This window comes from Tsuneonella sp. HG222 (genome assembly GCF_053819185.1).
Map to the genome: position 1 here is coordinate 1,818,151 of NZ_JBSOQZ010000001.1, position 26,052 is coordinate 1,844,202.

The 26,052-nt window shown below is 67.5% G+C and carries 25 protein-coding genes; 17 read left to right on the forward strand and 8 right to left on the reverse strand.

The features are described 5' to 3' along the window. Nucleotides 1-2: 2 nt before the first annotated feature. The 4 genes from ACWPMZ_RS09265 to smpB all read right to left on the reverse strand — a co-directional run bounded on the left by ACWPMZ_RS09265 (nt 3) and on the right by smpB (nt 5,220). Nucleotides 3-1,541: a DUF4139 domain-containing protein gene (locus ACWPMZ_RS09265; protein WP_455703721.1), complete on the reverse strand. Its 1,539-nt coding sequence runs from the start codon at nt 1,539-1,541 to the stop codon at nt 3-5. Nucleotides 1,542-1,642: 101 nt separating this feature from the next. Then, nucleotides 1,643-4,084, reverse strand: a complete 2,442-nt coding sequence (locus ACWPMZ_RS09270) for a response regulator (RefSeq protein ID WP_455703722.1) — start codon at nt 4,082-4,084, stop codon at nt 1,643-1,645. Continuing rightward, the gene (locus ACWPMZ_RS09275; protein WP_455703723.1) at nt 4,081-4,656 is read right to left on the reverse strand and encodes a DUF2062 domain-containing protein; all 576 of its coding nucleotides are present in this window, start codon (nt 4,654-4,656) and stop codon (nt 4,081-4,083) included. The genes ACWPMZ_RS09270 and ACWPMZ_RS09275 overlap by 4 nt, the downstream gene beginning before the upstream one ends. Before the next feature lie 81 nt (nt 4,657-4,737). After that, entirely contained in the window at nt 4,738-5,220 is a 483-nt protein-coding gene (gene smpB, locus ACWPMZ_RS09280) for an SsrA-binding protein SmpB (protein ID WP_455703724.1), read from the reverse strand. A 71-nt stretch (nt 5,221-5,291) separates the two neighbouring features. Here smpB and ACWPMZ_RS09285 point away from each other — a divergent pair, with 71 nt between their 5' ends. Continuing rightward, the gene (locus ACWPMZ_RS09285) at nt 5,292-6,473 is read left to right on the forward strand and encodes an acyl-CoA dehydrogenase family protein (RefSeq protein WP_455703725.1); all 1,182 of its coding nucleotides are present in this window, start codon (nt 5,292-5,294) and stop codon (nt 6,471-6,473) included. A 4-nt stretch (nt 6,474-6,477) separates the two neighbouring features. Here the strand turns inward: ACWPMZ_RS09285 and dapA are convergent, their stop codons facing one another. Beyond that, nucleotides 6,478-7,365: a 4-hydroxy-tetrahydrodipicolinate synthase gene (dapA, locus tag ACWPMZ_RS09290; protein ID WP_455703726.1), complete on the reverse strand. Its 888-nt coding sequence runs from the start codon at nt 7,363-7,365 to the stop codon at nt 6,478-6,480. A 103-nt stretch (nt 7,366-7,468) separates the two neighbouring features. On the opposite strand from dapA, the gene ACWPMZ_RS09295 reads away from it, so the two are divergent. The 3 genes from ACWPMZ_RS09295 (at nt 7,469) to ACWPMZ_RS09305 (ending at nt 10,449) form a co-directional block, all read left to right on the forward strand. After that, nucleotides 7,469-9,403 (forward strand): lytic transglycosylase domain-containing protein, encoded by a 1,935-nt coding sequence (locus ACWPMZ_RS09295; RefSeq protein WP_455703727.1) that lies wholly within the window; start codon nt 7,469-7,471, stop codon nt 9,401-9,403. A 64-nt stretch (nt 9,404-9,467) separates the two neighbouring features. After that, nucleotides 9,468-9,959, forward strand: coding sequence for a GreA/GreB family elongation factor (locus tag ACWPMZ_RS09300; RefSeq protein ID WP_455703728.1), 492 nt, complete (start codon nt 9,468-9,470; stop codon nt 9,957-9,959). A 10-nt stretch (nt 9,960-9,969) separates the two neighbouring features. Further along, the gene (locus ACWPMZ_RS09305; RefSeq protein WP_455703729.1) at nt 9,970-10,449 is read left to right on the forward strand and encodes an invasion associated locus B family protein; all 480 of its coding nucleotides are present in this window, start codon (nt 9,970-9,972) and stop codon (nt 10,447-10,449) included. A gap of 65 nt (nt 10,450-10,514) precedes the next feature. On the opposite strand, the gene ACWPMZ_RS09310 is transcribed toward ACWPMZ_RS09305, so the two are convergent. Further along, nucleotides 10,515-11,174 (reverse strand): outer membrane protein, encoded by a 660-nt coding sequence (locus tag ACWPMZ_RS09310; protein WP_455703730.1) that lies wholly within the window; start codon nt 11,172-11,174, stop codon nt 10,515-10,517. A gap of 292 nt (nt 11,175-11,466) precedes the next feature. Here ACWPMZ_RS09310 and rlmN point away from each other — a divergent pair, with 292 nt between their 5' ends. Beyond that, nucleotides 11,467-12,702, forward strand: coding sequence for a 23S rRNA (adenine(2503)-C(2))-methyltransferase RlmN (rlmN, locus tag ACWPMZ_RS09315; RefSeq protein ID WP_455703731.1), 1,236 nt, complete (start codon nt 11,467-11,469; stop codon nt 12,700-12,702). Here rlmN and ACWPMZ_RS09320 read toward each other — a convergent pair. Then, a complete protein-coding gene (locus ACWPMZ_RS09320) occupies nt 12,695-13,549 on the reverse strand; it encodes a PhzF family phenazine biosynthesis protein (RefSeq protein ID WP_455703732.1) in 855 nt (284 codons plus the stop codon). The two genes, rlmN and ACWPMZ_RS09320, sit on opposite strands and share 8 nt — an antisense overlap. A gap of 169 nt (nt 13,550-13,718) precedes the next feature. Between ACWPMZ_RS09320 and ACWPMZ_RS09325 the strand changes: the two genes are divergently transcribed. The 8 genes from ACWPMZ_RS09325 (at nt 13,719) to ACWPMZ_RS09360 (ending at nt 21,097) form a co-directional block, all read left to right on the forward strand. Then, nucleotides 13,719-14,057 carry a glycine zipper 2TM domain-containing protein gene (locus tag ACWPMZ_RS09325; RefSeq protein WP_455703733.1) on the forward strand — a complete coding sequence of 113 codons (339 nt, stop codon included), beginning with the start codon at nt 13,719-13,721 and terminating at the stop codon, nt 14,055-14,057. 103 nt (nt 14,058-14,160) lie between these two features. Then, entirely contained in the window at nt 14,161-15,369 is a 1,209-nt protein-coding gene (locus ACWPMZ_RS09330) for an amidohydrolase family protein (protein ID WP_455703734.1), read from the forward strand. Nucleotides 15,370-15,434: 65 nt separating this feature from the next. Next, entirely contained in the window at nt 15,435-15,947 is a 513-nt protein-coding gene (locus ACWPMZ_RS09335; RefSeq protein WP_455703735.1) for a CinA family protein, read from the forward strand. A gap of 307 nt (nt 15,948-16,254) precedes the next feature. Next, on the forward strand, nt 16,255-18,285 hold the full coding sequence (locus ACWPMZ_RS09340) for an NAD(+) synthase (protein ID WP_455704184.1): 2,031 nt from the start codon (nt 16,255-16,257) through the stop codon (nt 18,283-18,285). A gap of 80 nt (nt 18,286-18,365) precedes the next feature. Further along, nucleotides 18,366-18,944, forward strand: a complete 579-nt coding sequence (locus ACWPMZ_RS09345; protein ID WP_455703736.1) for a YceI family protein — start codon at nt 18,366-18,368, stop codon at nt 18,942-18,944. Then, nucleotides 18,944-19,702, forward strand: a complete 759-nt coding sequence (locus ACWPMZ_RS09350; protein ID WP_455704185.1) for an SDR family oxidoreductase — start codon at nt 18,944-18,946, stop codon at nt 19,700-19,702. Before ACWPMZ_RS09345 ends, ACWPMZ_RS09350 begins: the two co-directional genes overlap by 1 nt. Further along, nucleotides 19,699-20,373, forward strand: a complete 675-nt coding sequence (locus ACWPMZ_RS09355; protein ID WP_455703737.1) for a cytochrome b/b6 domain-containing protein — start codon at nt 19,699-19,701, stop codon at nt 20,371-20,373. Before ACWPMZ_RS09350 ends, ACWPMZ_RS09355 begins: the two co-directional genes overlap by 4 nt. Then, nucleotides 20,360-21,097: a molybdopterin-dependent oxidoreductase gene (locus ACWPMZ_RS09360; protein ID WP_455703738.1), complete on the forward strand. Its 738-nt coding sequence runs from the start codon at nt 20,360-20,362 to the stop codon at nt 21,095-21,097. The genes ACWPMZ_RS09355 and ACWPMZ_RS09360 overlap by 14 nt, the downstream gene beginning before the upstream one ends. Nucleotides 21,098-21,100: 3 nt before the next feature. Here the strand turns inward: ACWPMZ_RS09360 and ACWPMZ_RS09365 are convergent, their stop codons facing one another. Continuing rightward, nucleotides 21,101-21,538, reverse strand: a complete 438-nt coding sequence (locus ACWPMZ_RS09365) for a DUF1801 domain-containing protein (RefSeq protein ID WP_455703739.1) — start codon at nt 21,536-21,538, stop codon at nt 21,101-21,103. Between the two features lie 89 nt (nt 21,539-21,627). Here ACWPMZ_RS09365 and ACWPMZ_RS09370 point away from each other — a divergent pair, with 89 nt between their 5' ends. The 4 genes from ACWPMZ_RS09370 to ACWPMZ_RS09385 all read left to right on the forward strand — a co-directional run bounded on the left by ACWPMZ_RS09370 (nt 21,628) and on the right by ACWPMZ_RS09385 (nt 26,043). Beyond that, nucleotides 21,628-22,920 carry a class I SAM-dependent methyltransferase gene (locus ACWPMZ_RS09370; RefSeq protein WP_455703740.1) on the forward strand — a complete coding sequence of 431 codons (1,293 nt, stop codon included), beginning with the start codon at nt 21,628-21,630 and terminating at the stop codon, nt 22,918-22,920. Beyond that, nucleotides 22,917-24,137: a PQQ-dependent sugar dehydrogenase gene (locus tag ACWPMZ_RS09375; RefSeq protein ID WP_455703741.1), complete on the forward strand. Its 1,221-nt coding sequence runs from the start codon at nt 22,917-22,919 to the stop codon at nt 24,135-24,137. The genes ACWPMZ_RS09370 and ACWPMZ_RS09375 overlap by 4 nt, the downstream gene beginning before the upstream one ends. 61 nt (nt 24,138-24,198) lie before the next feature. Next, entirely contained in the window at nt 24,199-25,494 is a 1,296-nt protein-coding gene (locus tag ACWPMZ_RS09380; RefSeq protein WP_455703742.1) for an MATE family efflux transporter, read from the forward strand. A 9-nt stretch (nt 25,495-25,503) separates the two neighbouring features. Next, the gene (locus ACWPMZ_RS09385; RefSeq protein ID WP_455703743.1) at nt 25,504-26,043 is read left to right on the forward strand and encodes a hypothetical protein; all 540 of its coding nucleotides are present in this window, start codon (nt 25,504-25,506) and stop codon (nt 26,041-26,043) included. Nucleotides 26,044-26,052 lie beyond the last annotated feature (9 nt).

Sequence of the window (26,052 nt, forward strand, 5' to 3'; positions counted from 1 at the left end):
CCTCAGTACCGCGTCTCGTAGGTCACGCGGACCTCGCGCCGGCCGTTGGCGGGCACGCTGATCACGAACTTGCGCCGATCGAGATTCAGCTGCTCGCCGGGCACGTCCTCGCTGGTCACGCGAAAGTCGTTGCCCCACCAGCCACGGTCGAGCCCCGACTGGACTAGCTCGACATCGACCGGACGGCTCTGGGCGTTGGTCAGGGTGTAGCGCATCGTCGTGCGGTAGAAGGTCTTCGGCCGCTCGCCTTCGACCGTGCGGACGAGCTGTCCGTCCTCGTAGACGCGGTAGCGCGAGGTCCGCTCCCACTCCTCGCCGGTGATCGTCTCGCGCTTCTCGACCTCGGCCTGGACATAGACGTCGAACGCGTCGCCGGTCTTGAGCGTCAGTTCGCTGCCCATCGGCGTATGGCCGATGCCGTTCTCACCGATAAACTGCGGATTGCCCGCCCGGTCGCGCTGGTAGAAGCGGACGGTGCCGGCAGGAAGGGCATCGCCCAGGCCCCCCTGCCTGCTCGAGCTGAAGGAGATCGCGCTGGCCACGGCAACCGGGCCGCCATCATTGCCCAGCCAGCCGACCTCGCGGCTGTAGACCTTGCGCGCCGGCACGGTCTGCACGTCGAGGAAGCTGACCTGCTTGGTCTGCGCATTGGCGATCGTGGTCCGGCCGGCCAGCGGGTAGAGGTAGAAATCGCCGAGGCGCTCACGGTCCGGAGACTCGGTACCCGGGACAAATGCGCCGGGCGGCGGCGGAGGTGGGGGAGGCACCGGCATGCCGCGTACCGGGCGCCCGCCGGGGCGATAGACCGGCGTGCCGGTGTTCGGGTTGCCTGCCACCAGCAGGGTGTCGGCGTTGTGGAACGTGGTGCCGGTGTTGTTGGTCAGCGTGACCCAGCCCTGCATGTCGACGGTACCCTTGGTCTCGTCGTAGAGCGCGACATAGTCGGCACCCCAGCCGAGGCCGGGCGTCAGGTAGCGCAGCGAAGCGGGGCGCGTGCCGGCCCGTTCGCTCTGCAGGGTGACCGAAAGCGTCGGCCGGGCGCGCAGGTTCGCCGGCACCCGGTCGAAAATCACGCGCACGGGCAGGTCGTCGTCGCGCAGGACCTCGATACGCTCCCCGATCCGCACCACCACGCCGCCCACCGTGGACAGGACGGTCGCCCGCTCGCGCGTCTCAACGCCGGTCGCGGGATTGGTCCGCACCAGGGTGATCTGCTGGCCGATGGCCTTCTCCATCAGCTTGGTCGGGGTCAGCAGGTCGAAATCGAAGTTCTGCTCGACGATCCCGGTGTCCGCTGCGGCGAAACTGAGCGTTTCGGGGCGGATCATGGCGGAGACGTCGGGAAATTCGATCCGCGTGCGGCCCTGCGCGATGGCGATCTGGCGCACGTCCTGCACCAGCGACTGCCCGGTGTTGTAGATCGTGACGGCGAGATCGCCCTGCGCGGTCGCCTCGGTCTCGGGATCGGCCTGGGCATGAAGCGGCAGCGCCAGAGGCGCGGCCATCAGAGTGGTGGCTAGTGCAAGACTGCGGAAACGCATCGGTGCTCTCCCCTGGGAACCTCGTGCCTATGTGATAATGTTACACCGGCTTTCGGGATGCTGAACGATGCCGGAGGTTTGGTCCACTCGCGCCGCGCCCCTCACCGGCTGGCGGCAAGCACCTGCCCGACCTTGGCGGCGATCTGCTGCACGCTGAACGGCTTGGGGATGAAGTACATGTCGTCCATGTCGATGTCGTTGCGCAGCTGCTCTTCGGCATAGCCCGACATGAACAGGATCGGCAGCGCAGGGGCGAGCTTGCGGATCTCGCGCGCCATCGCCGGGCCGTCCATCGCCGGCATGACGACATCGGACACCACGAGGTCGAACTGTTCGCCGGCCTTGACCTTTTCCAGCCCCTCGTCACCGTCGCTCGCGGTGGTGACTGTATAGCCCTGCCGGGTCAGGGCCCGCTCGGCCACGGCGCGGACCATGTCCTCGTCCTCGACCAGCAGGATGCGCCCGCCGCCCGACCAGTCGGCCGCCTCTTCCGCCTGCTTCTCCTTCGCCAGCTCCTCGGGCGTGGCATGGTGGACCGGCAGGTAGATCGTGAAGCGCGCGCCCTTTATCCGCCCGTCGGGCCCGGTCACGTTGTCGGCGAAGATGAATCCGCCCGACTGCTTGACGATGCCGTAGACGGTCGAGAGGCCGAGGCCCGTGCCCTTGCCCAGCTCCTTGGTGGTGAAGAACGGCTCGAAGATCTTGGCGAGGTTTTCCGGCGGGATGCCGCCGCCGGTGTCTTCGGCGATGAGCGCGGTGTAGTGCCCGGCCGGGATGATCTCGTTGTCGCGCATCCGGCGGATGTCGGTCGCGGCCACGCGGCGGGTGGCGAAGGTCAGCGTGCCGGCCGCCGCTTCACCGCCGCGGCTCTGGATCGCGTCGCGCGCATTGACCGCCAGGTTGACGATGACCTGTTCGAGCTGGCGCGGATCGGCGCGCACGGCGCCGAGCTCGCGGTCGTGATGGGTCTTGAGCGTGATCTTGGCACCGAGCAGGCGCTTGAGCAGCTGGCCGACCTCGCTGATCACGTCCGGCAGCTGGATGATCTCGGGCTGCAGGGTCTGCTGGCGGCTGAATGCGAGCAACTGGCGCGTCAGGCTGGCGGCGCGGTTGGAATTGGCCTTGATCTGCTGGATGTCGTCGTAGTCGCTGTCGCCCGGGATGTGGCGCATCAGCATGAGGTCGCAGTAACCGATGATGGCGGTCAGCACGTTGTTGAAATCGTGCGCCACGCCGCCCGCCAGCTGGCCGACGGCCTGCATTTTCGTGGCCTGCGCGACTTGCTTCTTGAGGCGCGTCTCCTCGGTTGTGTCCGCCAGGCTCAGCAGCACGGCCGCGTCGCCCAGTCCGCGCACGCCGGCGAGACCCAGGCTGACCGGTTCTTCGGGATCGGTCCGCAGCCGCACCGCCATGTCGCCGCTTGACGCCGGGCCCTGCCCGTACCGGCGCACCGCGTCGGACATGGCGGTCTTGTCCGAGGGGACGACCAGGTCCGAGGGGTAAGGCGGCAGGTGCACCGACTTGGCGATGCCGGCCGCCCGGCGGAAGGCCGGGTTGGCGAACAGGAAGTGTCCGTCGCGGTCGGTCATGGCCAGGCCAACCGGCAGCTGCTCGAGCAGCGCCTCGAGCTGGGGCGTCTGGCCGCGGGTCTCGCCGCCCCAGCCGCCCAGGCCCACGCCGTGATCGACCAGCAGCATCAGCGACGGCGCCTGATCGGCCCCGATCCGCTCCTGCTTGCCCGGCTCGAACAGCGGGACCTGCACCAGCGTCTGCGGGCTGCCCTTGCGCCCTTCGCGGGCGAAATAGATCCGCTCGCGCTCGTCGGAGCGCAGCAGGGCGGTGAAATCCTGCCCGGCCATGCTGGCGTGCTCGTCGCCCATCGAGCGGCGCGCGAAGCCGGGGCTGGAGGCGCGGATGGCGCCCTCCGGCCCGACCAGCGCCACCTCGATGCCCGCGCCGGACAGGATGCGCCCGAATATGCCGGTCACGTACTTGCCGATCGCCTGCAACGGCTCGGTCCGGGTGACCGGGGCGAACCGCCAGACGAGATAGTCTTCCCCCCTGCCCGCCCGCACGACTTCGGCCGTCCAGGCGTTGGCTTCGTCGGCGATGGTCTCTCGCGCGCTCACCCCGTCGCGCCAGGCGGCGCGGGCGGCACGGTCGAGCGCGTCGAGCGAAGCGCCGTCGACCGGCAGCCGGGGCGGAGCATGGCTCGACCCGAACCACAATTCGAACGCGGCGTTGGCGCAGACCAGCCGGTTGGCCCGATCTGTGATGGCGACGGCGATCCCCGCCTGCTCGATCGCGGTCACCGTGACCGACCAGTCGGGCATGACGGGCGCATCGACCACGCGGGCGGAGCGGGTGCCCCGCGCCGCGGCGAACGCTATGAGGCCCAAAACCACAAGGCCGCCGGCAAAGGACAGCGTCACGACGAGGCTGGAGGCGGCGAACTGGACGAGCGCCACGCTCGCCAGGGCGGCAGCCGCGACTGCCAGCGTATCGCGCGTGCCGCTGCGGTCGCTGTCCTCGATGGCGCTCATTCCGCCGGCGCGAGCGAGGTGCTTCGGCGACGCAGCAGACGCTGGCGCTTGCGACCCGTCCGCCAGCGCCAGAACCAGCTCGACACAAGATAGCTGACTGCCGCCAGCACCACCGACAAGACGATCAGGCCGAATGCCGTGACCAGCGTTGCGCCGGTCAACCACTGGATGAATTCCTGGAACTCGGTCCGTTCGATGGCCGTGTTGACCGGCGAGACGACGCTTGCCGCATCGACTCGCAGAATGACTTCGCCGACTTTGTACGCGATCACCCAGATGAACGGCGTGGTGAAGGGATTGCTGACGAAGGTCATGGCTGCGGCGAGCGGAACGTTCGCGCGGACCGAGACGCTCAGCAGCGCCGCGAACAGGATCTGCGCGAAGGGAATGATGATCCCCACCAGCATGCCGAGGGCAACGCCGCGCGGAACCGAACGGCGGGTGAAGCGCCAAAGCTCCGAGCGCATGATCCGGCTGGCGAACGGACGCAGAAAGCGGTTCGCCGCCATCTCTTCGCGAGTCGGCATCTTGAGCAGCTTGTCAGCCAGCCATGTCTTCGAGCGCTTCGCCATCGCGCGCCTCATACACCTTTCGATTCCCAACGGAAGGAGGGGTTAGCTTGGCTGCCGCGAACGTGCGCTTAACCGCGTGGGTCAGCCCCGATCGCGCAGCAAGCGGGCCTTGTCGCGCTGCCAGTCGCGGTCCTTCATCGTCTGGCGCTTGTCGTGCGTCTGCTTGCCCTTGGCTAAGGCCAGTTCGACTTTCGCCCGCCCCTTGGAATTGAAATAGATCGACAGCGGCACCAGGGTCATGCCCTTGCGCTCGACCGCGCCGAGCATGCGCTCGACCTCGCGCGCGTGGAGCAGCAGCTTGCGCGGCCGCCGCGGCTCGTGGTTGAAACGGTTGCCGTGGCTGAACTCGGGGACGTTGGCGTTGATCAGCCAGGCCTCGCCGTCCTGCACAGCGGCATAGCTTTCGGCGATCGAGCCTTCTCCGAAGCGGAGCGATTTGACCTCGGTCCCGGTCAGCGCGATCCCGGCCTCGAAGGTCTCTTCGATGAAATAGTCGAACCGCGCCCGCCGGTTTTCGGCGACGGTCTTCTTCTTGTCGAATGTGGAGGGCTTGGGACGGGCCATGGCCGCGGCATGTAGGCGGGGAGCACGCAAAATCCTAGACTGGCCGGCGAATCGTCTTGGGAGGGACAGCGGTGGCGACGGCAGCGAAGATCGATCGGGAGCTTACGCCGGCGCGGATTCTCGCCAATGCCCAGGCCATGGCGCCGGCGATCTGCGCCCGCTCGCGGGAGATCGAGGATCTCCGGCGGCTCCCGGCCGACCTCGTCGACGACCTGCGGGAAGCGGGATTCTTCCGCATGGGGCGCAGTATCGCGAAAGACGGCCCGCAGATGACGCTGCGCCAGCATCTTGAGGTGATCGAGGTTCTGGCCGAGGCCGATCCTTCGGTCGGCTGGTGCGTGAAGATCGGGACCGACAGTGGGTTGCTGGCCGAACTCCTAGCGCCTGAGGCGTCGGCCCGTCTGCTGCCTCATCCCGACATGATCACGGCCGGACAGTTTACCTCGGGGCACGGCAGGCTCGACCGCGTCGCGGGCGGCTACGAGTTGTCCGGGCGTTTCCCGTTCGGCAGCGGCATCACCTCGGCCGACGTGGTGATGACCGGCGCCGTGGTGCACGAAGGCGGCCAGCCTGTCGTGGGCGAGAACGGAATGCCCGAATCGCGCCTCGCCTTCTGCCGGGCCGACCAGCTTGTCATCGAAGACACCTGGCACACGCTCGGCCTGCGCGGATCGGGCTCGACCCACTACCGGGCCGAGGCCGTGTTCATCCCGGAAGACCAGGCGATGCGCATCGATGCCGCGTTGTTCGAAGGCAAGGACCCGCTCTATTCGAGCGGATTCAACTGGGTGACGACGATGGCCGCCGTTCCGCTGGGCACCGCACGCCGCGCGCTCGACGAGGCGATCGCGCTGATCGCGGTCCGCAAGGGCGGCATCCCGCCCCAGCCGCTGGGCCAGTTGCCGCACGTTCGCGAGACGATCGCCGAATGCGAGACGCTTCACGGCGCAGCGCGGGCCTTTCTCTATTCGGCGGCCGACGAGTTCTGGACCGAGCTCGAATGGGGTATGCCGAAGGTCGAGACCAAGGGCCGCCTCGCCCTGGCTAACGTCAACTGCTTCCGCATGGCCGCGGACGTCACCCGCAGGCTGGTCGACCTGATCGGCGCGAATGCCATTTTCCAGGACTGCCCGCTCGAACGCCTGGCGCGCGACGCGCTGACGCTGAACCAGCACATGATCGTCGCCAGGCCCGCCCTGGCGAGCTACGGCGCGATGATGCTGGGCGAGGACCACCCCTCGCCGCTCTACTAGCGAATCAGGCGCTTAACCCGGCGAAGTCGAGCGCTTCGTCCACCGCCGTCCGCGCCGCATCCGAACACGCGACGATCGGCAGGCGCAGCTCGCCGGGAAACCACGGCTGCAGCTTGTTGAGCGCGTACTTCGCGGGGCTCGGGCTGGCGTCGAGGAACAGCGCCTTGTGCAGGCCGATCAGCTTTTCGTGCATCCGGCGCGCGGTCTCGAAATCGCCCGCGGCGCAGGCGGCATGAAAATCCGCGCATTGCCGGGGCGCGACGTTGGCGGTGACCGAAATGCAGCCGACCTGACCCATCGCATAGCCGGCCAGCGCGAGCGGATCGTCGCCCGACAGTTGGTTGAAGTCCGGCCCGAGCTCGCGGCTGTGGAGAACCGGCCGCTGCAGGTCGCCGCTGGCATCCTTGATCGAGACGATCCGGCCGGGATGCCTGCGCACCAGTTCGACCACAGTGTCGGCCTGGATGTCCACCACCGTGCGCCCGGGCACGTTGTAGAGCATGATCGGCAGGCCCGAGTTTTCCGCCAGATAGGAGAAGTGCGCGATCAGCCCGGCCTGGCTCGGCCGGTTGTAATAGGGCGAGACGACGAGCCCCGCGGCCACCCCGCCCAGCTCCTCGCAGAACTTCAGGTGATCCAGCGCCACCATCGTGTCGTTCGATCCGCATCCGGCGATCACCGGCACGCGCCCCGCGGCCTGCTCGACGCAGACCTCGATCACCCGGTGATGCTCGTCGCGGTCGAGCGTGGCGCTCTCGCCGGTCGTGCCGCAGGGCACCAGGGCGCTCGACCCGTTGTCGATCTGCCAGTCGACGAAGCGGCGAAAGGCGCCCTCGTCGAACGCTCCATCGCGAAAGGGAGTCACCAGGGCGGGAATCGAACCGGAGAACATTTGCACCGCTCCTGTATTTGAATCATGGTGTCGTCTGGGTCTGTCGCGCAAGCGACGGCGTCGTTCACCGCCTGATAAGGAGCCGCCTGCCACGATGTCCAGCATGCTTAGACTTGCCCCCATCGCCATCTTCCTCGCAACGACCGCCGGCGTGGTTCACGCCCAGGAAGCAAGTTACGGCGCGGCCGACTGGGATCGGGCGCGGGCCGACCTGGTGGCGCAAGGCCCCGGGCGCATGGCTCCTGCGATCCGCCAGTGGGAGGCGCTCAGCGCCAGCAAGGCCTATCCGTTCGAGACCTATGCCTCGTTCCTGCTGACCTATCCCGGCTTCCCGGAAGCCGCGAAGCTGCAGGATTACGCCGAGGAGCGGCTGCGATCGCAGTTCGTCGAGAACAGCCAGCTGGTAGGCTTCTTCGACCGTTACGCGCCGCAATCGAATTTCGCCCGCGCGCACTATGCGCTGGCGCTGATGACCCAGCGGCCAGGCGATGCGGCGCAGGTCGCGCTCGACGCATGGCGCGGGGGCGAGATGAGCAGCAGCGCCGAAGCGGCGATCTACGCCAGCTACGGAAGCCGCTTCACGCCGGCCGATCACGATGCGCGGATGGACGCCCTGCTGTGGCAGCGCGACGCCGCGGGCGCCGGGCGCCAGATCGCCTTTGTTTCCCCGGCCAAGCGCGAGATTCTCCAGGCGCGGCTCGCGATTCTGCAGGGCGGCGACGGCGCGACCGGCAACCCGCTGGCGCAGAGCGACCCGGGCTATCTCTACAACCGCAGCCGCGAACTGCGTACCGAAGGGCGCGCACCGGCTGCGGTTGACCTGCTCGCCAATCGCCCTCCCCTCGCATCGCTCCCCTTCGACCAGACCGCATGGGTGACCGAGCAATTGCAGGTGGCGCGCATGGGCGGGGCGAGCGCGGCGGCGCGCATCGCCGGCCGCATCGACGAGGCGTTCGCACCCGGCACCAATGTCGCCGACTTGGGCTACAAGCTGCGTGACGATTACACCTCGCTCGTCTGGCTGGGCGGGACGAAGGCATTGTGGGAACTGGGCGACGCTGCGTCCGCCGCGCCGCTATTCTACCGCTACGGCACCGCCGCGCGCACTCCGCCGACCCGCTCCAAGGGCTTCTTCTGGGCCGGCCACGCGGCCAGCCGCGCGGGCAGGACCGAGGATGCCAAGCGTTATTACGAAATGGCCGCCGCCTATCCCGACCGGTTCTATGGCCAGCTGGCGCTCGAGCGGCTCGGCCGGCCGCTCCCCGCGTTCGACGCGATGCCGACGGCCGAGCCGACTCCGGCAGAGCGCAACACCTTCGCCAGCGCCCCGCTGACCGCCGCCGTGGCCGAAGTCGCCCGCGACGCCCCGTGGGCGACGGGGGTCAAGTTCTACCGCGAGATCGCAAACCAGGCGACGACGCTGTCCGAACACCTGCTCGTCGCCAATCTCGCGCGCGATATCGGCCGGCGCGACCTGGCAGTGATCCTGGCCGATGCGGCCGGGGCCGACGGGCACAACGATTTCACCGCGCTGGGCTACCCGACGCTCGTCGCGCCGCACGGCACGAACTGGACCATGGTCCACGCCATCGCGCGGCAGGAAAGCCAGTTCGCGCAGAACGCGGTCAGCCACGCCGGCGCCCGCGGTCTGATGCAGCTGATGCCGGGCACCGCGCGCGAGGAGGCCGAGAAGGCCGGCGTCGCCTACATGTCGGCCTCGCTGGTCGACGACGCGGGCTACAACGTCCAGCTAGGCAGCAACCACATCGAACGGCTGCTGTCGCGCTACAACGGCAGCTATCCGCTCGCGATCGCGGCCTACAACGCCGGGCCCGGCAACGTGAACAAGTGGCTCGCGCAGAACGGCGACCCGCGCAACGGTTCGATCAGCTGGATCGACTGGATCGAGAAGATCCCGTTCTACGAGACGAAGAACTACGTCCAGCGCGTGCTCGAGAACGCGGTCGTCTACGAGGCTCTGCATCCGGACAAGGCACCCTACGGCAAGGCCCGGCCGCTCGGCGCGCTCCTGCGCTGAGTTCGTGCCGATAGCGTTACTCGGGGGCATGGCGTCCGGTCCAGCGGCGGGCTAAGTCCCGCCCATGGAACCCGGTTCGAACCCGATTACCGTCGAGGGGCTCGCCGCCCTGCGGGCGCGCTACGACCGGCTGCTTGGCACCGAGCGGCCGGAGATCGTCGCCATCGTGAGCTGGGCCGCGGGCAACGGCGACCGCAGCGAGAACGGGGACTACCTCTACGGCCGCAAGCGCATGCGCGAGATCGACCGCGAGCTTGCCCATCTCGCCCGGCGAATGAAGGCAGCCCGTGTGGTCGACCCGGCGGAGCAGCCGGACCGCGGCCGCGCGTGGTTCGGCGCAACCGTCACCATCGCGGACGAGGACGACAACGAGCGCACGCTCACCCTTGTGGGGGACGACGAACAAGATCCTTCGTCCGAGCGGATCGGCTGGAGCGCGCCGATCGCGCGCGCCCTGCGCGGCGCGGCCGTGGGCGACTGTCGCACGGTGCGCCTGCCGTCGGGCGAGAAGGAATGGGAAGTCGTGCGCATCGACTATCCCAGCACCGACCGATAAGGCCGCTGCGATGCGTCGCGCGCTGGCCCTTTCCGCACTGCTATTTGCCGCTCCCCTCGCCGCGAAGGACGACCTCGGCGTGTTCGAAACCTGGGCGGCGTTTCGCGATCCAGCCGTGCCGCGCTGCTATGCCATAGCCCTCGCCAGCGACACGGCGACGGCCTTCCCGGCCTTTGCCGACATCGCCACATGGCCCCGCCGCGGGGTGCGCAACCAGGTCCATTTCCGCCTCTCGCGCGCCCTGGCCGACACGCCGCGCCTGGTCCTCACGCTGGGCAGCGCCCGCTTCGAACTAACCGGTGGCGGGGTAGACGCCTGGGCGGTCGACCGGCGCATGGATGCGGCCATCGTGGCGGCGATGCGCTCGGCTTCGACGATGAACCTCTCGGCGACCGACACGGCCGGGCGGCGTTTCACCGATCGCTACGAGCTTGCCGGCGTGGCGACGGCGATGGACGCCGCGACGGTGGGCTGCGCACGAATTCGTTGACGAAGGACATACGAAGGGCCGGAGATCGCTCCCCGGCCCTTCGGCTTCCGATCGCTATGCGTCGATCAGAAGCGGATGCCTACGCTGGCAACCACCTGATGGCGGTCGGTATCGATGTCGAACCGGTCGCTGTCGACGACGTTGTTCGCTTCGAAATCGACCTCGCCCTCGCTGTAGTTGCTGTAGCGGTATTCGAGCTTGGCGAAGGCATTGCTGCCCATCTTCTGCTCGACACCGGCACCGAGACGGAAACCGTCCGTGTCGATGTTGGTCGCGTAGATGGTCGACCCATCGGTGCCCTGATAGTTGAAGCGGGCGTTGCTGTAGCCGCCCTTGGCATAGAGCAGCGTGCTGGGGGCGACCTTGAAGCCGGCGCGGGCGCCGACATAAAGGTCACGGCCCGCATCGACGCTGCCGAGGCCGAAGGTGGTGTACGGATCGCCGTAGGTCGAATCCGCGGTGGAATCGGTCAGTTCGGCCTCGGCGCCGACGACCATGGTGCCGAGGTCGAAGTCGTAACCGACCGCACCACCGTAGACCACGCCTTCGGCATTCTGGTCCCTCGGGGTGTTGATCCCGTCGTCCTGCGAGCTGCCGGCCTTGTTGATGTCATAACCGGCAACCGCAGCAACCCACGGACCGCTGAACCCGGTGTCCTGAGCCATCGCTGGAGCCGCCATGCCCAGGGCGCTGGCGGTCAGGATAAGTGCGAGACTCTTCTTCATAACGAACTCCATTCTTCACGTACTCGCGCCGCGACGTGCGGCGTGGACCCGGAGAATGACTTGAGACCGCGTCTAGTTTCATGAACCTAAGACAACGAAAATCATGATGTTTTTGTGCAACACATGCTTCGACGGACTGCGCTTGGGGCACGACGAAAGTCGGGAACTCGGCGGCAAAATGCTGCGTTCACGAGCGCCTGCGCGAGCAATAATCGCATTTCGCCGCGTAATTTCATTCGCCTGGCCGCGCGTCCTGGCCTTCGCGCTCCACCCGCCCTATATGCGCCACGTCATGGCCGACACTGCCCTTATGCCCATCCCCGGAGCGATCGATCCGGTTCCCGTCGCGCGCGACGTCACGCCGCGCGAGGACGGGCGCGTCGACCTCCTAGGGTTGTCGATGAAGCGATTGATCGATCTGTTCGGCGATGCCGGGCTCGATGCCAAGCAGGCCAAACTGCGCTCCAAGCAGGTGTTCCACTGGCTCTATCATCGCGGGGTGACGGATTTCGCGGAGATGACCGACATCTCCAAGGCCATGCGTCCGTGGCTGGCGGAGCGCTTCGTGATCGGCCGGCCGGAAGTGATCGAGGCGCAGCATTCGACCGACGGCACGCGCAAGTGGTTGCTGCGCACCGCCGACGGCCACGATTTCGAGATGGTCTTCATCCCCGACGCGGACCGCGGCACGCTGTGCGTTTCTAGCCAGGTCGGCTGCACGCTCAACTGCCGGTTCTGCCATACCGGCACGATGAAGCTGGTGCGCAACCTGACTCCGGGAGAGATCGTGGGCCAGGTCATGCTGGCGCGCGATGCGCTGGGCGAGTGGCCGAAAGGCAAGATGGACTTCGCGGAAGTGGAGGACGAGGCCGAGTACAGGGCCGACGGCCGCCTGCTGACCAACATCGTGATGATGGGCATGGGCGAGCCGCTGTACAATTTCGACAACGTGCGCGACGCGCTGCACATCGTCATGCACGGCGAAGGCCTCGCCCTGTCCAAGCGGCGCATCACCCTGTCGACCAGCGGCGTCGTTCCGATGATGGCGCGCTGCGGCGAGGAGATCGGCACCAACCTGGCGGTCAGCCTCCACGCGGTAACGAAGGACGTGCGCGACGAGATCGTGCCGCTGAACAAGAAGTACGGCATCGAGGAACTGCTCGAAGCCTGCGCGGCCTATCCCGGCGCCTCAAACGCAAGGCGGATCACCTTCGAGTACGTGATGCTCAAGGACAAGAACGACAGCGACGACGACGCGCGCGAACTCGTCCGCCTGATCAAGCACTACAACTTGCCCGCGAAGGTCAACCTGATCCCGTTCAACCCCTGGCCGGGCGCGCCCTACGAATGCTCGACACCCGAGCGGGTACGGCGTTTCTCGGAAATCGTCTTCCAGGCCGGGATCAGCGCGCCGGTCCGCACGCCGCGCGGGCGCGACATCGATGCCGCCTGCGGCCAGCTCAAGACCGCCGCCGAGAAGAAGAGCCGCGCCCAGCGCGACCGCGAGGACGCCGCGGCGCTCAGCTGAACGCCGTCAGCGCCGCGCCCTGCGCCACGATTGCGCAGCGCCCGCCGATCCAGACCGACCCGTCGGCATCCTGCACGCACTCGACCCGCCCGTCGGCACCCGTCATCCGCCCCTGCGCGGCGATGTAGCGACCCTGCGCCAGTCCGGCGGCGAACAAGTGCAGCGCCACGCCGGCGTTGAAACTGCCGGTCACCGGATCCTCGCGCAATTGGCCGTGCTGGTTGGCGAAGAAGGCACGCAGCTCCCAGTCCGCGCCCGAGCCGGGGGCGGCGGGCGCGGCGAGGCCGATGTCGGTCCCGATCGGCGCTTCGGCCGCGGGCCTGGCTGCCAGTACTTGCTCGGCGCTATCGAGCCGCAACAACTGCCATTGCGGCCCATTGGCGACATGCACCGCCTCGACCACGTGCGCCGGATCTACGCCGGCGGAACGAGTCGCAGCGGCAAGTTCGCTCTCGCTCAAGGGGCCGGTGCGGGTGAAGCCGGGGGCCTTCAGCGCCAGCGTGTTGCCATCGCCGCGAATGGCGATCAGGCCCGCCCCGCATTCCTGGACGAACTCCCCTGCCCGCTTCGCCATCCCGCCCGCCCGCAGCCAGGCGTGGCAGGTACCCAAAGTAGGGTGCCCGGCGAAAGGTAATTCACCGGCAGGATAGAAGATGCGCACCCGGTAATCCGCGGCCGGATCGCGCGGCGGCAGGAGGAAGGTCGTCTCGGAAAATCCCAGCCACTGCGTCAGACGCAGCATCTGTTCGTCGGTCAGTCCCTCCACCCCATGGACCACCGCCAGCGGATTGCCGCTGAGCGAGCCCGAGCCGAACACGTCCACCAGATCGCATTTCATATTCGTCATCCTGCAACGGTCCTGCGGCATAGGAGACGACAGACATTTCGTCCCTCGAAAATGCTCGGCTCGTCGTGAAAATCGCAGTCCATCGACCTGTTCATCTGACGTTGTGGACCCTGGCGGGAAGAGCGGGGTTCCACTCCCAGATACCGAATACGAATGAAGGGACAGCCAGATGAAAAAGACTATTCTCGCTCTCGCCGTGGCCTCGCTGGCACTGCCCGCGACCCCCGCCCTGGCCGACCGCCACCGCGACGGCCGCTACTACCAGCAGCAGGCTCCGCGCTATTACCAGTCGGACAACGGCGTGCGCTACTGGCAGGGCAATGACGGGCGCTATTACTGCAAGCGTTCGAACGGAACGACCGGCCTGATCGTCGGCGCCGCCGCCGGCGCGCTCGTGGGCCGTGCGGTCGATACCCGGGGCGAACGCGCCACCGGCACGATTCTCGGCGCGGCAGCCGGCGCGCTGCTCGGCAAGAGGGTGGCGCAGGGCCCCGTCCGCTGCCGCTGACGCTGACACTTTAGTCCGCCCAAGAAAAGGGCCGCGTGGACCAGTCCCCACGCGGCCCTTTTTCGTGTAACGGGCCAGCAAACGTCTTTGGGAGAAAGCGACCATGCTCGAAACCGCCCTCGTCTCGTGCGACGACCATCTCGATCTCAACATGCTGCCGGCCGACGCGCTGGCCAAGCGAATGGCCAGCAAGTGGGGCGATCGCACCCCGCATATCGAGGCGCCCGAGGGCGGGCCGGCGGCCTGGATCGCCGACGGCGAGCGCTGGGGGTTCTGGTCTGGCAAGAAGGGGCCCAGCCCTTTCGGCAACGGTCCCAAGCCAATTCTGACCGCCTACGATCGCGGCGGCGTGGAGGACCTGACCGAACTGCGCGCCGGCAACCCGGTGCTGCGCCTGCAGGACATGGACCGCGACCGCGTCTGGGCTCATGTCGTGTTCGGGCCGGTCACGTCGATCAAGACGACCGACGAGGAATTCCGGCGCGATTGCTACGCGGCCTACAACGACTGGCTGTACGAGGATTTCTGCTCGGTCGCCCCCGACCGGCTGATCGGCGTGGCGATGCTGCCGCCGCATCCCGAGGCGGCGTTCGAGGAACTGCAGCGGCTCGCCAAGCGCGGCGGGTGCAAGCAGGCCAACTTGCAGATCGCGGTGGCCGAGCCGCGGCTCGAGGATCCCCGCTGGGAACCGCTGTTCGACCTGCTGGAGCAAAGCGGCATCGTGCTGAGCTTCCATGTCACCGTGTTCCCCAAGGCGGGCGACGCATTCGACAAGTACAAGGGCAGCCCCGGCGCGACCTTCCTGCACGCCAAGATGTTCATCGAACAGTTCCTCGATCCCTTCGTCGACCTGTTCGCCTGGGGCATCCTGGAACGGCACCCGGGGCTCAAGATCGTCATCGCCGAAAGCGGCATCGGTTGGGTCCCCTGGGTGATCGAGGAGCTCGATTATCGGCATCACCGGCTGTGGGAATGCGCCGACTATTGGGACGACAAGGGCGGCATCCCGCACAAGATGAAACCGTCCGAGGTTTTCAAGCGCCAGGTCTACGGCACCTTCCAGCAGAGCCCCACGGCGATGCGGCTGACCGAGTTCTGGGGCCCGGACAACATGCTGTGGGCCAGCGACTATCCGCACCCCGATTCGATCTGGCCCAATTCGGTGCGCACGATCGACCAGACGATGGGCCACATGGACCCCGCCACGGTCGCCAAACTGGTGGGCGGAAACGCGGCCAAGCTCTACGGCCTCGATCTGGGCAAGGCGACCGTCAAGGCCAGGCTCGACGTGGGCGCGCGCGAGGCCGCCTGAGCGGGGAACCCTCTGCCCCCAAAGGACATTCCTCGCGGCATAAGGCCATGCAGCGAGGAACTGACATGCAAGCGGACACTCTGTCCCCGATCCTGCCGCCCGCCGTTTCCGATCGGGCCTGCAAGGTGCTGGACCTGGCGCACGAGAAGGGCGTGAAGCTCGCCACCGCGGAAAGCTGCACGGGCGGGCTACTCGCCGCGCTGTTGACCGACGTGCGCGGCCGCGGCCATGTGTTCGACCGGGGATTCGTCACCTACTCGCTCGACGCCAAGTGCGACATTCTCGGGCTGGATCATGCCGAGGTCGACGCCTGCAAGGGCGTGAGCCGCAATGTCGCGCTGCAGATGGCTGCCGGCGCGCTGCACCGTTCGCAGGCCGACCTCGCGGTCGCCATCACCGGGTTTGCTGGCCCGGGCGGCGACGAGGATGAGGAAGGCCTCGTCCATTTGTGCGCCCGCAGACGCGGCGGCCCGGTCCATCACCGCGAGGAGCATTTCGGCCCGATCGGGCGCGACGGGGTGCGGATCGCTTCGCTCGAAGCCGCGCTGGAGCTGCTCGAAAAAGGTTTGCGGGAATGATGCTCTTGCTCGGAGTATCCTTTGGGGATACTGATTGATCATGCATCTTGCCGGAGAGAAAATTCGCGCCTGGCGCGAAAGCCAGTTGCCGCCGCTGACCGCCGCCGGATTCGGCGAGAAATACGGCGATCCAGATCCTTGGCCCAGCCGGACCGTCTATGGGTGGGAAACCAAGGGCAAGGTTCCGCGCCCGGGTATCCAGCGGCGCCTGGCCGAACTGGGTATCTGCGAGCCGGGCGACTGGCTGGAACCGGCGCGCGGCGGGCCGGACCCCGCAGCAGAGGGCCGCACCCATCCATTCTACGACATGCACCGCCACGGCTTCGTGCGGGTGGCGACGAGCACGCCCCGGGTCCGCACTGCCGACGTGAGCTACAACTGCGCCGGGATCGTCGACGAGGCGCAGCGCGCCCACGCCGCCCACGTCGATCTGGTCGTCTATCCCGAGCTCTGCCTGTCGTCCTACGCGCTCGACGACCTGGTCATGCAGGGCGCGCTGCTGGATGCGGTCGAGGCGGGGGTGGCCGAGGTCGTGCGTGCCAGCAAAGGGTTGTCGCCGGTCCTGCTGATTGGCGCCCCGCTGCGGCACGAAGGGCGGCTCTACAACTGCGCGCTGGCGATCGCCGACGGGGTCCTGCTCGGGGTCGTGCCCAAAAGCTACCTGCCCAACTACCGCGAATTCTATGAAAAGCGCTGGTTCGCCCACGGGCGCAATGTGCGCGGAAAGGCGATCCGCGTGGCAGGCAGCGAGGTGCCGTTCGGGGTCGACCTTGTCTTCGCCTCCAACCAGCTGCCCGGCTTCAAGCTGTTCGTGGAGATCTGCGAGGATTACTGGGCGCCCGACCCGCCCTCCACCCGCGGCGCGCTGGCCGGGGCGACGATCCTAGCCAACCTCTCGGCCTCCGACATCGTGATCGGCAAGAGCGACGAGCGCCACCTGCTGTGCCGCGCCCAATCGGCCCGCACCGCCAGCGCCTATGTCTATTCGGCCGCCGGGCACGGCGAGAGCACGACCGATCTGGCCTGGGACGGCCAGGGGATGATCTTCGAACTGGGCGACCTGCTGGCCGAAAGCGAGCGGTTCGAACTGCGGCCCGAACTATGCATCGCCGATGTCGACACCGACCGCATCCTGGCCGACCGGCTGCGCTGGCAGACGTTCAACGACGCGGCCGAGGCCGCCGGGCGCCCAGAGGACAGATTCCGCACGATCCGGTTCGATCACGCCCCAGCGCGAGGCGACATCGGGCTTGCCCGCACGATCCGGCGCTTCCCCTTCGTGCCCAACCGCCAGCACAAGTTGGACGAGGATTGCTTCGAGGCGTTCAACATCCAGGTCGACGGCCTGATGCGGCGGTTCGAGGCGACGAGCGGCGAGTCCATGGTCATCGGCATATCGGGCGGCCTCGATTCGACCCATGCGCTGATCGTTGCGGCCAAGGTCTGCGACCGGCTGAAACTACCGCGCTCGACCATTCGCGGCTACACCATGCCCGGCTTCGGCACCTCGGAAGGGACCAAGTCGAATGCCTGGAAGCTGATGGAAGCGTTCGGCATCACGGCCGAGGAGATCGACATCCGCCCCACGGCGGAGCGCATGTTGCGCGACATCGGCCATCCCTTCGCGGAGGGAAAGCCGATCTACGACACCACGTTCGAGAATGTGCAGGCGGGCCTGCGGACCGATTACCTGTTCCGCCTGGCGGGGCATCATCGCGGGTTCGTGATCGGCACCGGCGACCTCAGCGAGCTGGCGCTGGGTTGGTGCACCTACGGCGTGGGCGACCAGATGAGCCACTACGCGGTCAACGCCGGGGTGCCCAAGACGTTGATCCAGTATTTGATCCGCTGGACAACCCGGACCGACCAGTTCGATCACGGGATCGACAGCGTGCTCGAGGCCGTGCTGGCGACCGAGATCAGCCCCGAGCTCATCCCGCCCGGCGCGGACGGCGCCATCCAGAGCACCGAGGAGAAGATCGGGCCCTATTCGCTGGCCGACTTCTATCTCCACCACATGATCCGTTTCGGCCAGACCCCCGCCAAGGTGGCGTTCCTGGCCTGGCACGCGTGGCGCGACGCCAATCGCGGCTTGTGGCCGCACGCCTTCCCCGAAGGGGCCAAGCGCGAGTACGACCTGGCCGAGATCCGCAAGTGGCTGGAAAGCTTCTGCAGGCGGTTCTTCGAATTTAGCCAGTTCAAGCGCAGCGCGATCCCCAACGGGCCCAAGGTTTCGTCGGGCGGCGCGCTGTCCCCGCGCGGCGACTGGCGCGCGCCGAGCGATGCCGTGGCCGCCGTTTGGCTGGACGACCTGCGCCGGAATGTGCCCGAAAGCTGAGGTTCAGCGGCCCGTCGCTATCGCTGCTTGCAAAGCCGGCCCGCCGTGCCCGATAGTCGCCGAAATCCGAGAGGAATACGATGAAGAAGTTGTTTGTTGCCGTGCCTGCCCTTGCCCTGGGCCTTGCCGCGCTTTCGCCGGGCCAGGTCGCCACCGCTGCCGCCAGCAATGCACCGGCGTGGACCATTCAGCCCGGCGGCGAGCTGGGTTTCGCCGTCGCGCAGGACGGTACCGACATCGTGGGCAAGTTCGCCAAGTGGGGCGGCCAGATCAATTTCGATCCCGACGCGCCGGCCGAAGCCGCGATCGCGATCGACATCGACCTGCTCAGCTCCACGGTGAACGACGGCTATAAGGACAGCCTGCTGCACGGCGACGAATTCTTCGACGCCAATGCCAATCCCACGGCCACGTTCAGGAGCACCAGCGTCGAGGCCCTGCCCGACGGTCGATTTATCGCGCACGGCGACCTGTCGCTGCGCAGCCTGTCAGTCGCGCAGGATGTCGAGTTCCGCCTGACCGGCAGTGGCGACACCCGCCGCGTGGAGGGCAAGGCCGACATCAACCGCCTGCCCTTCGGCGTCGGCACCGGATCGCATGGCGACGGCATCGACCAGACCGTGGGCGTGACTTTCGCGTTCGACGCCAAGCGCGGGTGATCTCGAAGCCGGCCGTTTGCGTTACCGGCGGCGCGCGCCGCATCGGCGCGGCGATCTGCCGCCGGTTCGCAGCGGAAGGCTGGCACGTCGTCATCCATTGCAATACCTCGCGGCGCGAGGCCGAAGCTCTGGCGGCCGAATTGCCCGCTGCCGAGGTCGCGGCGTGCGACCTGGCTGATCTGGGCGCGGTGGAAGCCATGGCGGCCGGCCTCGCCGAACGGCTGGGAGACTGGCGCGCGCTGATCAACTCCGCGTCGCTGTTCGAGCCTGACAGGGTGGAGGGTCTCGATCCCGAAATACTGGCGGCGGCGATGCAGGTGAATGCGCGTGCGCCCGCATTTCTCGCCCAGCGCTATCTCGCCCTCGCCCGGTCGTCCGCCGGCCGCCGCGTGATCCAGGTGACCGACCAGAAGCTGGCCAACCCCAATCCCGATTTCTTCAGCTACACGCTGAGCAAGCACGCGCTTGCCGCGACCGTGCCGATGCTGGCGATGGCGGCCGGTCCGGCCGACCGCGTCTACGCCCTCGCCCCCGGAGCCATCCTCGCCAGTCACGACCAGTCGCCCGACGAAGCCGAGCGGTCGCACCGCTTGAACCTGCTTGCCCGGCGCACGGATGCCGACGAGGTCGCCGATGCCGCTTGGTTCCTCGCCACGGGCCCCTTGCAGAGCGGACAGACGCTCTTTGTGGATTCCGGCCAGCATCTGCTAAGCCAGCCGCGCGATGTGATGTTTCTCGCGCGGGAAGGACTGCAATGAAGCGCCATTCGCTGGCGACCCGGCTGTGGCACTGGATCAACGTCCTCGCGCTGGTCATGCTGTTCATGTCCGGCCTCAACATCTCCAACGCTCACCGCCACCTTTACTGGGGCAAGTGGGGTTTCGGCGGCGACGGTGCCTGGCTCGATGTCATGCGGTTTCCCGGATGGGCGACCATCCCCGACTATTACAGCCTTGCCGTGGCGCGGCAGTGGCACCTGCTGTTCGCGTGGGTCTTCGCGCTGGGGCTGCTGTTCTACATGATCGCCAGCCTCATCAACCGGCACTTCCGCCGCGACATTGCGACCCGCCGCAGCGAATGGCGGTGGAACGCGATCCGCAGCGACATCGCAGCGCATCTTCGGTTCGATTTCGCGCACCGTGATGGCAAGTACAACTTCCTGCAGAAGGTCGCTTACGGTCTGGTGCTTTTCGTCCTGCTGCCAGCGATGATCCTGACCGGCATGGCGATCAGCCCGGGCACCAACGCCTCGCTTCCTTTCCTCGTCGACCTGTTCGGCGGGCGGCAGGGCGCTCGCTCGGTCCATTTCATCGCGGCCTGGGGACTGTTCGGGTTCTTCGTCCTGCACGTGGCGCTCGTGCTGGCATCGCACCCGCTGCGGCAGATGCGCGCCATGATCACCGGGGGACGGTTCGATGAAGCGGCGTAACCTTCTTCTCGCCCTCGCCGCCGGCCTGGTCTCGGGCTGCACCAAGGTGGGCAAGACCAAGCCGATGCAGGACCTGTTCGGGCTGGCGGAGGATTGGCATCGTGGCGCGCATCGCCTGCTCGCCGGCCGCGATGCGCTGGCGCCCGAATTCTCGCCGGCCGACATCTCGCCCTTCTTCCGCGGCAACGGCACGACCAGCATCGATCGGCCCGACTATCTCGCGGCGGCCGAGAGCGGCTTCGCCGACTGGTCGCTTGCCATCGGCGGGCTGGTGGACAATCCGCGCCGCTATTCGCTCGCCGAGCTCAAGTCCCTGCCCCAGCGCACCCAGATCACCCGGCACGACTGCGTCGAGGGGTGGAGCGCGATCGGCCAATGGACCGGGCCGCAACTGTCCGCGGTGCTCGAGGCGGCAAAGCTGAAGCCGGAGGCGCGCTACATCGTGTTTCGCTGCGCCGACGACTTCAACGGCAACCCCTACTACGAAAGCGTCGATCTGGTGGACGCCTTCCATCCGCAAACCATCGTCGCCCACGCGCTCAACGGCGAGCCCCTGCCGGTCCGCAACGGCGCCCCGCTGCGCGTGCGGATCGAGCGGCAACTGGGCTACAAGAGCGCCAAGTACCTGACCGGGATCGAGGCGGTCGCGAGCCTGGAGGGGATCGAAGGCGGCAAGGGCGGCTACTGGGAAGACCGCGGCTATCACTGGTATGCCGGCGCCTGACGCCTAGTCCGGATAGCTTTCGAGCGAGTTCGCCCAGCTCAGGGCGATCATTTCCTCCAGCACGGCGAGATCGATGTCCGCCAGTTTGTTGACGTACAGGCACCCACCGTTGCCGCGCGCGGTCTTGCCCAGACGCTCGACCATTGCAGTGAAGCGCGGGTCCTCCTCGCCCTTGCAGTTGCACGAAACGTAGAGCGAGTGTCTGGCCTTGCGCGGGCTGAAACCCACGCGGCACATCTCGCCCTCGCGCCCGCTGTCATACCTATAACGGTAGCGGCCGTAGCCGATGATCGTCGGGCCCCACATGCGGGCCTCTTCCCCGGTCACCCGGCGAAACAAGACATCCAGCACCGCAGCGTCCTCGCGCTTGCCGGGATGGTCGATTGCCGCGATGAACCCCGCGACGCTCGCCTCGTTCGCCTTGGTCTTGTTCTCGGCCATCGGCGATACTGTAACCCGCAATTGACTTACGGCAATCCAGCGCGTTCAACCGCTTCCGAGGGAAACACGTTTGGGGAGATGCGCGGGACATGTGGTTGCTCGACAAGTTTTTGAAGAAGGCGATCCGGACCGGCAAGCTGGTCGTCACCGATTACAACGGCAAGGTCTACGAATACGGGCCCGGCGTGGGGGAAGTGAGCGGTGTCGCCGAGCTGCGGATCCGCCTGACCGATCGCAAGGCCGCGCGTCACATCGCGACCTATCCGCAGGTCGGCGCTGGCGAAGCGTACATGTGGGGCTGGCTGGAGGTCGAGCCGCCGCACGACATCCGCGACATGGTGCTGTTCGTGACCGGCAACTCCAAGAGCCAGGGCGACCGCTCGCTCCACCCCAAGGGCCCGCTGCGCAAGGCGGCCCAGCGGCTGATCGCGAAAGCCGACGGCGTCAACTTGAAGGGCAAGGCGCGCAAGAACGCCGAGCATACCTACAACCTGACGCGCCGCCTGTACGAACTGTTCCTCGACGAGGACCGGCAGTACACGATGGGCTATTACCGCGACACGTCGAACAGCCTGGAGAAGGCGCAGCTCGACAAGAAGGCCCACATGGCGGCCAAGATGTACATCAAGCCGGGCATGAAGGTGCTCGACATCGGCTGCGGTTGGGGCGGCTTCGCGCTTTACCTCAACAAGCACTACGGCTGCGAGGTGCTCGGCGTGGCGCTGGCGCCCGACCAGATCGCCTTCTGCAAGGAACGTGCGAAAGCCGCGGGCGTGGACGACAAGGTCAAGTTCGCGCTGATGGATTATCGCGACGTCGAGGGCGAATTCGACCGCATCAGCTCGGTCGGCCTGCTCGAGCATGTCGGCACGGTCCATTACCCGCAGTTCTTCGCCCACACGGCCAAGCTGCTGAAACGCGACGGGGTGATGTTCAGCCACTGTTGCGGCCGCGCCAACACCCCCGGCTTCACCGACGCCTGGACACGCAAGTACATCTTCCCCGGTGGCTATATCCCGGCGCTGTCGGAACTCGTCACCGAGGCGGAAAAGCACGCGTGGCAGGTCATGGACGTGGAGGCGATGCGCTTCCACTACAGCCACACGCTGGAGGAATGGTACAACCGCACCGTCATGCACCGCGACGAGATCGTCGATATGTACGACGAGAAGTTCTACCGCATGTGGCAGTTCTATCTCGCCGGCGCGGAACAGAGCTTCCGCCACGGGAAGATGGTCAACTGGCAGATCGTCTACGTGAAGGACCGCAGCGCGCTGCCGATGACGCGCGAGTTCATGCACCACGAGAGCGAGCGTCTGCGCGAGAGCGAGGAGCCGCCGGTTTGGCACCTCGACCCGATGCTGCGAGAAGCCGCCGAGTGATCCTTCGGCGCGCCGCCACTTGTATCGCGCTTCTGCTATCGGCAGCGGCGGCGGCGCAGCAGGGCCCGCCTCCCGGGATCGCCACGCCGACGCTTGCGGGCGGTCCGTGGACCTTCGACACGGCCGAGCAGCACCGGATCAAAGTGACCGTGCTGGCCGAAGGCTTCGCCCGGCCCTTCGCGATCGATTTCCTGCCCGGGGGCGATCTGCTGATCGTGGAACGGGGTATCGGGCTGCGCGTGCTGCACGGCGCCACGGGTCCGTCGCCGCGGCTCGACAGTGCCCTCGTGGCCGGCGTGCCGACGGCCGATCCCGAGGTATTCAGTTGGGGCGTGCAGGATATCGCGCTGCATCCCGACTTCGCCCGCAACAGCCTGGTCTATTTCACCTTCAACGCCATCGCCCCGATGCCGGAAGGCGCCAATCCGCAGCAGCGGCAGGGTTTCTTCAAGGTGCTGCGCGGCAAATGGGAGAACGGGCGCGTCACCCAGGTCGAGACGATCCTCGAGATCGACAAGGCATCCTACGCCGGCGGGTCGCGGGTTCACGTCGCGGCCGACGGCAAGGTCTGGGTCGCCACCGGCGGGCCGTTCGGCAAGGAATCGCAGGACCCTGCGTCGGTCTACGGCAAGGTGCTGCGGCTCGAGGGTGACGGCGGCATACCGCCGGACAATCCCTTAGCCGGCAAACAAGGACACCACCCCGCAGTCTACAGCATGGGTCACCGCGACCAGCACGGGCTGACCACCCATCCCCAGACTGGCCAGGCGCTGACCGTGGAGCACGGCCCCAACGGCGGTGACGAGGCGAACCTGATCAAGCCGGGGGCGAATTATGGCTGGCCCGATTTCTCGTTCGGCCGGGCCTATGACGGCGGGGCGCATTCCGCGCTCCCCTTCGGCCCGGGCACAGAGGCACCGCTGATCGTCTGGGCTCCCTCCATCGCGCCTTCGGGGATGCTGTTCTACACCGGCGACAGATTCCCGGCGTGGAAGGGCAACCTGTTCGTCGGCAGCGGCCGCTGGGGGGAAATCAACCACACCGGGAGCCTGCAGCGGGTGGTTCTGGGCAAGGACATGGGCGACGTCCGGCGCGAGGCGTTGCTGTCCCAGTTGCACCACCGGGTGCGCGACATGGCGCAGGGGCCCGACGGGCTCATCTACGTGCTGACCGACGGACCGACCAACGCCGTGCTGCGGATCGAACCTGCCGACTGACGAGCCTCCCCCGCCGCCGATCCTGACCCGCCGCGCGGTCCTCGCGCAGGCCTGGCCGCTCATGCTCGGGCAGGCCTCGATCCCTCTGGTCGGGCTGGTCGACACGGCGGTCATCGGCCGAACCGGTGCGCCTTCCGGGCTTGCCGGCGTTGCGCTGGGCGCGACCGTCATCGCGCTGGTATTCTGGACCTTCGGGTTCCTGCGCATGGGCATGACCGGGCTGACCGCCCAGGCCGACGGCGCCGGGGACCGGGGCGAAGTGTCTGCCCTGCTCGTCCGCGGCTTGGTAATTGGTGGGGCGATCGGCGGCACCTTGCTGCTGCTCGCCTGGCCGCTGCGCGAACTTGCCCTGGCGGTGTTCTCCGGCGGGGCGGCCATCACTGGGGAGGCGCGCGACTACGTGACCATGCGCTTCCTCGGCGCGCCGGCGGCCCTGGCCGTCTACGCGGCGACAGGCTGGCTGTTCGGCTTGGGCCGCAGCCGCGAGGCGCTGGTGCTGCAGATCGTCATGAATGCGGCAAACGTGGCGTTCGATGTCGCGCTGGTGTTCGGCTTGGGCATGGGGGCGGCAGGCGTCGGCCTCGGCACCGCGCTCGCCGAATGGGTCGCGCTGGTCGCGGCGCTGGTGATCGTTTCCCGCATCGCCGGCGCCGGGCCCGTCGCCCTCGCCCGCCGCGCGGGGCGCGAACGGCTGTGGAACCGCGCCGCGCTGACCAACCTGTTCGCGGTCAACCGCGACCTGATGATCCGCACCATCGCGCTGCTGATCATGTTCGCCTGGTTCGCCAACGCAGGTGCCAGGCTGGGGGCGGTCGCGCTGGCGGCGCAGCACGTGCTGATGCAGTTCGTGAACGTCGCCGCCTTCGTGCTCGACGCCTTTGCCTTCACCACCGAGGCCCGCGTCGGCCAGGCCATTGGCGCCCGCTCGCGCGCGGCGTTCCTGCGGGCGGTGCGGCTGACCGGCGAGTTCGCGCTTGCCGCGGGGGCCGTCTTGGCCGCGCTGTTCTGGGCCTTCGGCAACGAGATCATCTCCCTTATCACGACCGACCCGGAGGTCCGCCGCCAAGCGGCCCGCTTCCTGCCGTTCGCCGCCCTCATCCCCCTGATCGGGATGCCAAGCTGGATGCTCGACGGCGTTTTCATCGGCGCGACCCGCGGCACGGCCCTGCGCAACGCCGGCATAGCGGCGACCGTGCTTTACCTCGCGACCGACCTCGCGCTGCGGCCTTTGGGCGGGCTCGGCGTGTGGCTGGGACTGTGGGCTGCCTACCTCTACCGTGCAGGTGGCCTGGCGATCGCATTCCCGCGCTTGCTGCGCGCAATCGAGCCGGTTGAACCGCGCACCGCGCCCGCCTAACGAAGGCGCATGTTGCGTCGCATCCTGTTCGTCCTCGCCACCGCCCTTGCTCTGTTCGCCGTGGCCCAACCGGCCCAGGCGAAGGTGCGCGTCTCGTTCCACAGCTTCAACGGGTCGGTCTTCTTCGGCCGTTACCCGCACACCTTCGTGGTGTTCGAAGGGACGCTGGACGACACCGGGCAGAAGGTCGACGAGAACTTCGGCTTCACCGCCAAGACGGTCTCGCCCGCCGTCCTCACGGGTCCGGTCAAGCAGATGATCTACGTCGAAGAGCCGAAGTGGGTGAAGAAGACCAACCGGCATTTCACCCTGACGGTCGACGATGCGACTTATCGCAAGATGCGCGCGGAGGTCGAGACGTGGCGCAACGCGCCCGGCGCATTCTACGATCTCGACAAGAACAACTGCATCCATTTCGTCGGCAAGATCGCGCAGATGGGCGGCCTGAAGGTGGATTATCCCAAGGAACTGCTGCGCAAGCCGCGCGCCTGGCTCAACCGCGTGGCCGGGATGAACCCGCAACTGGGTGCCAAACCGATCAACGGTTGACCACCAGCG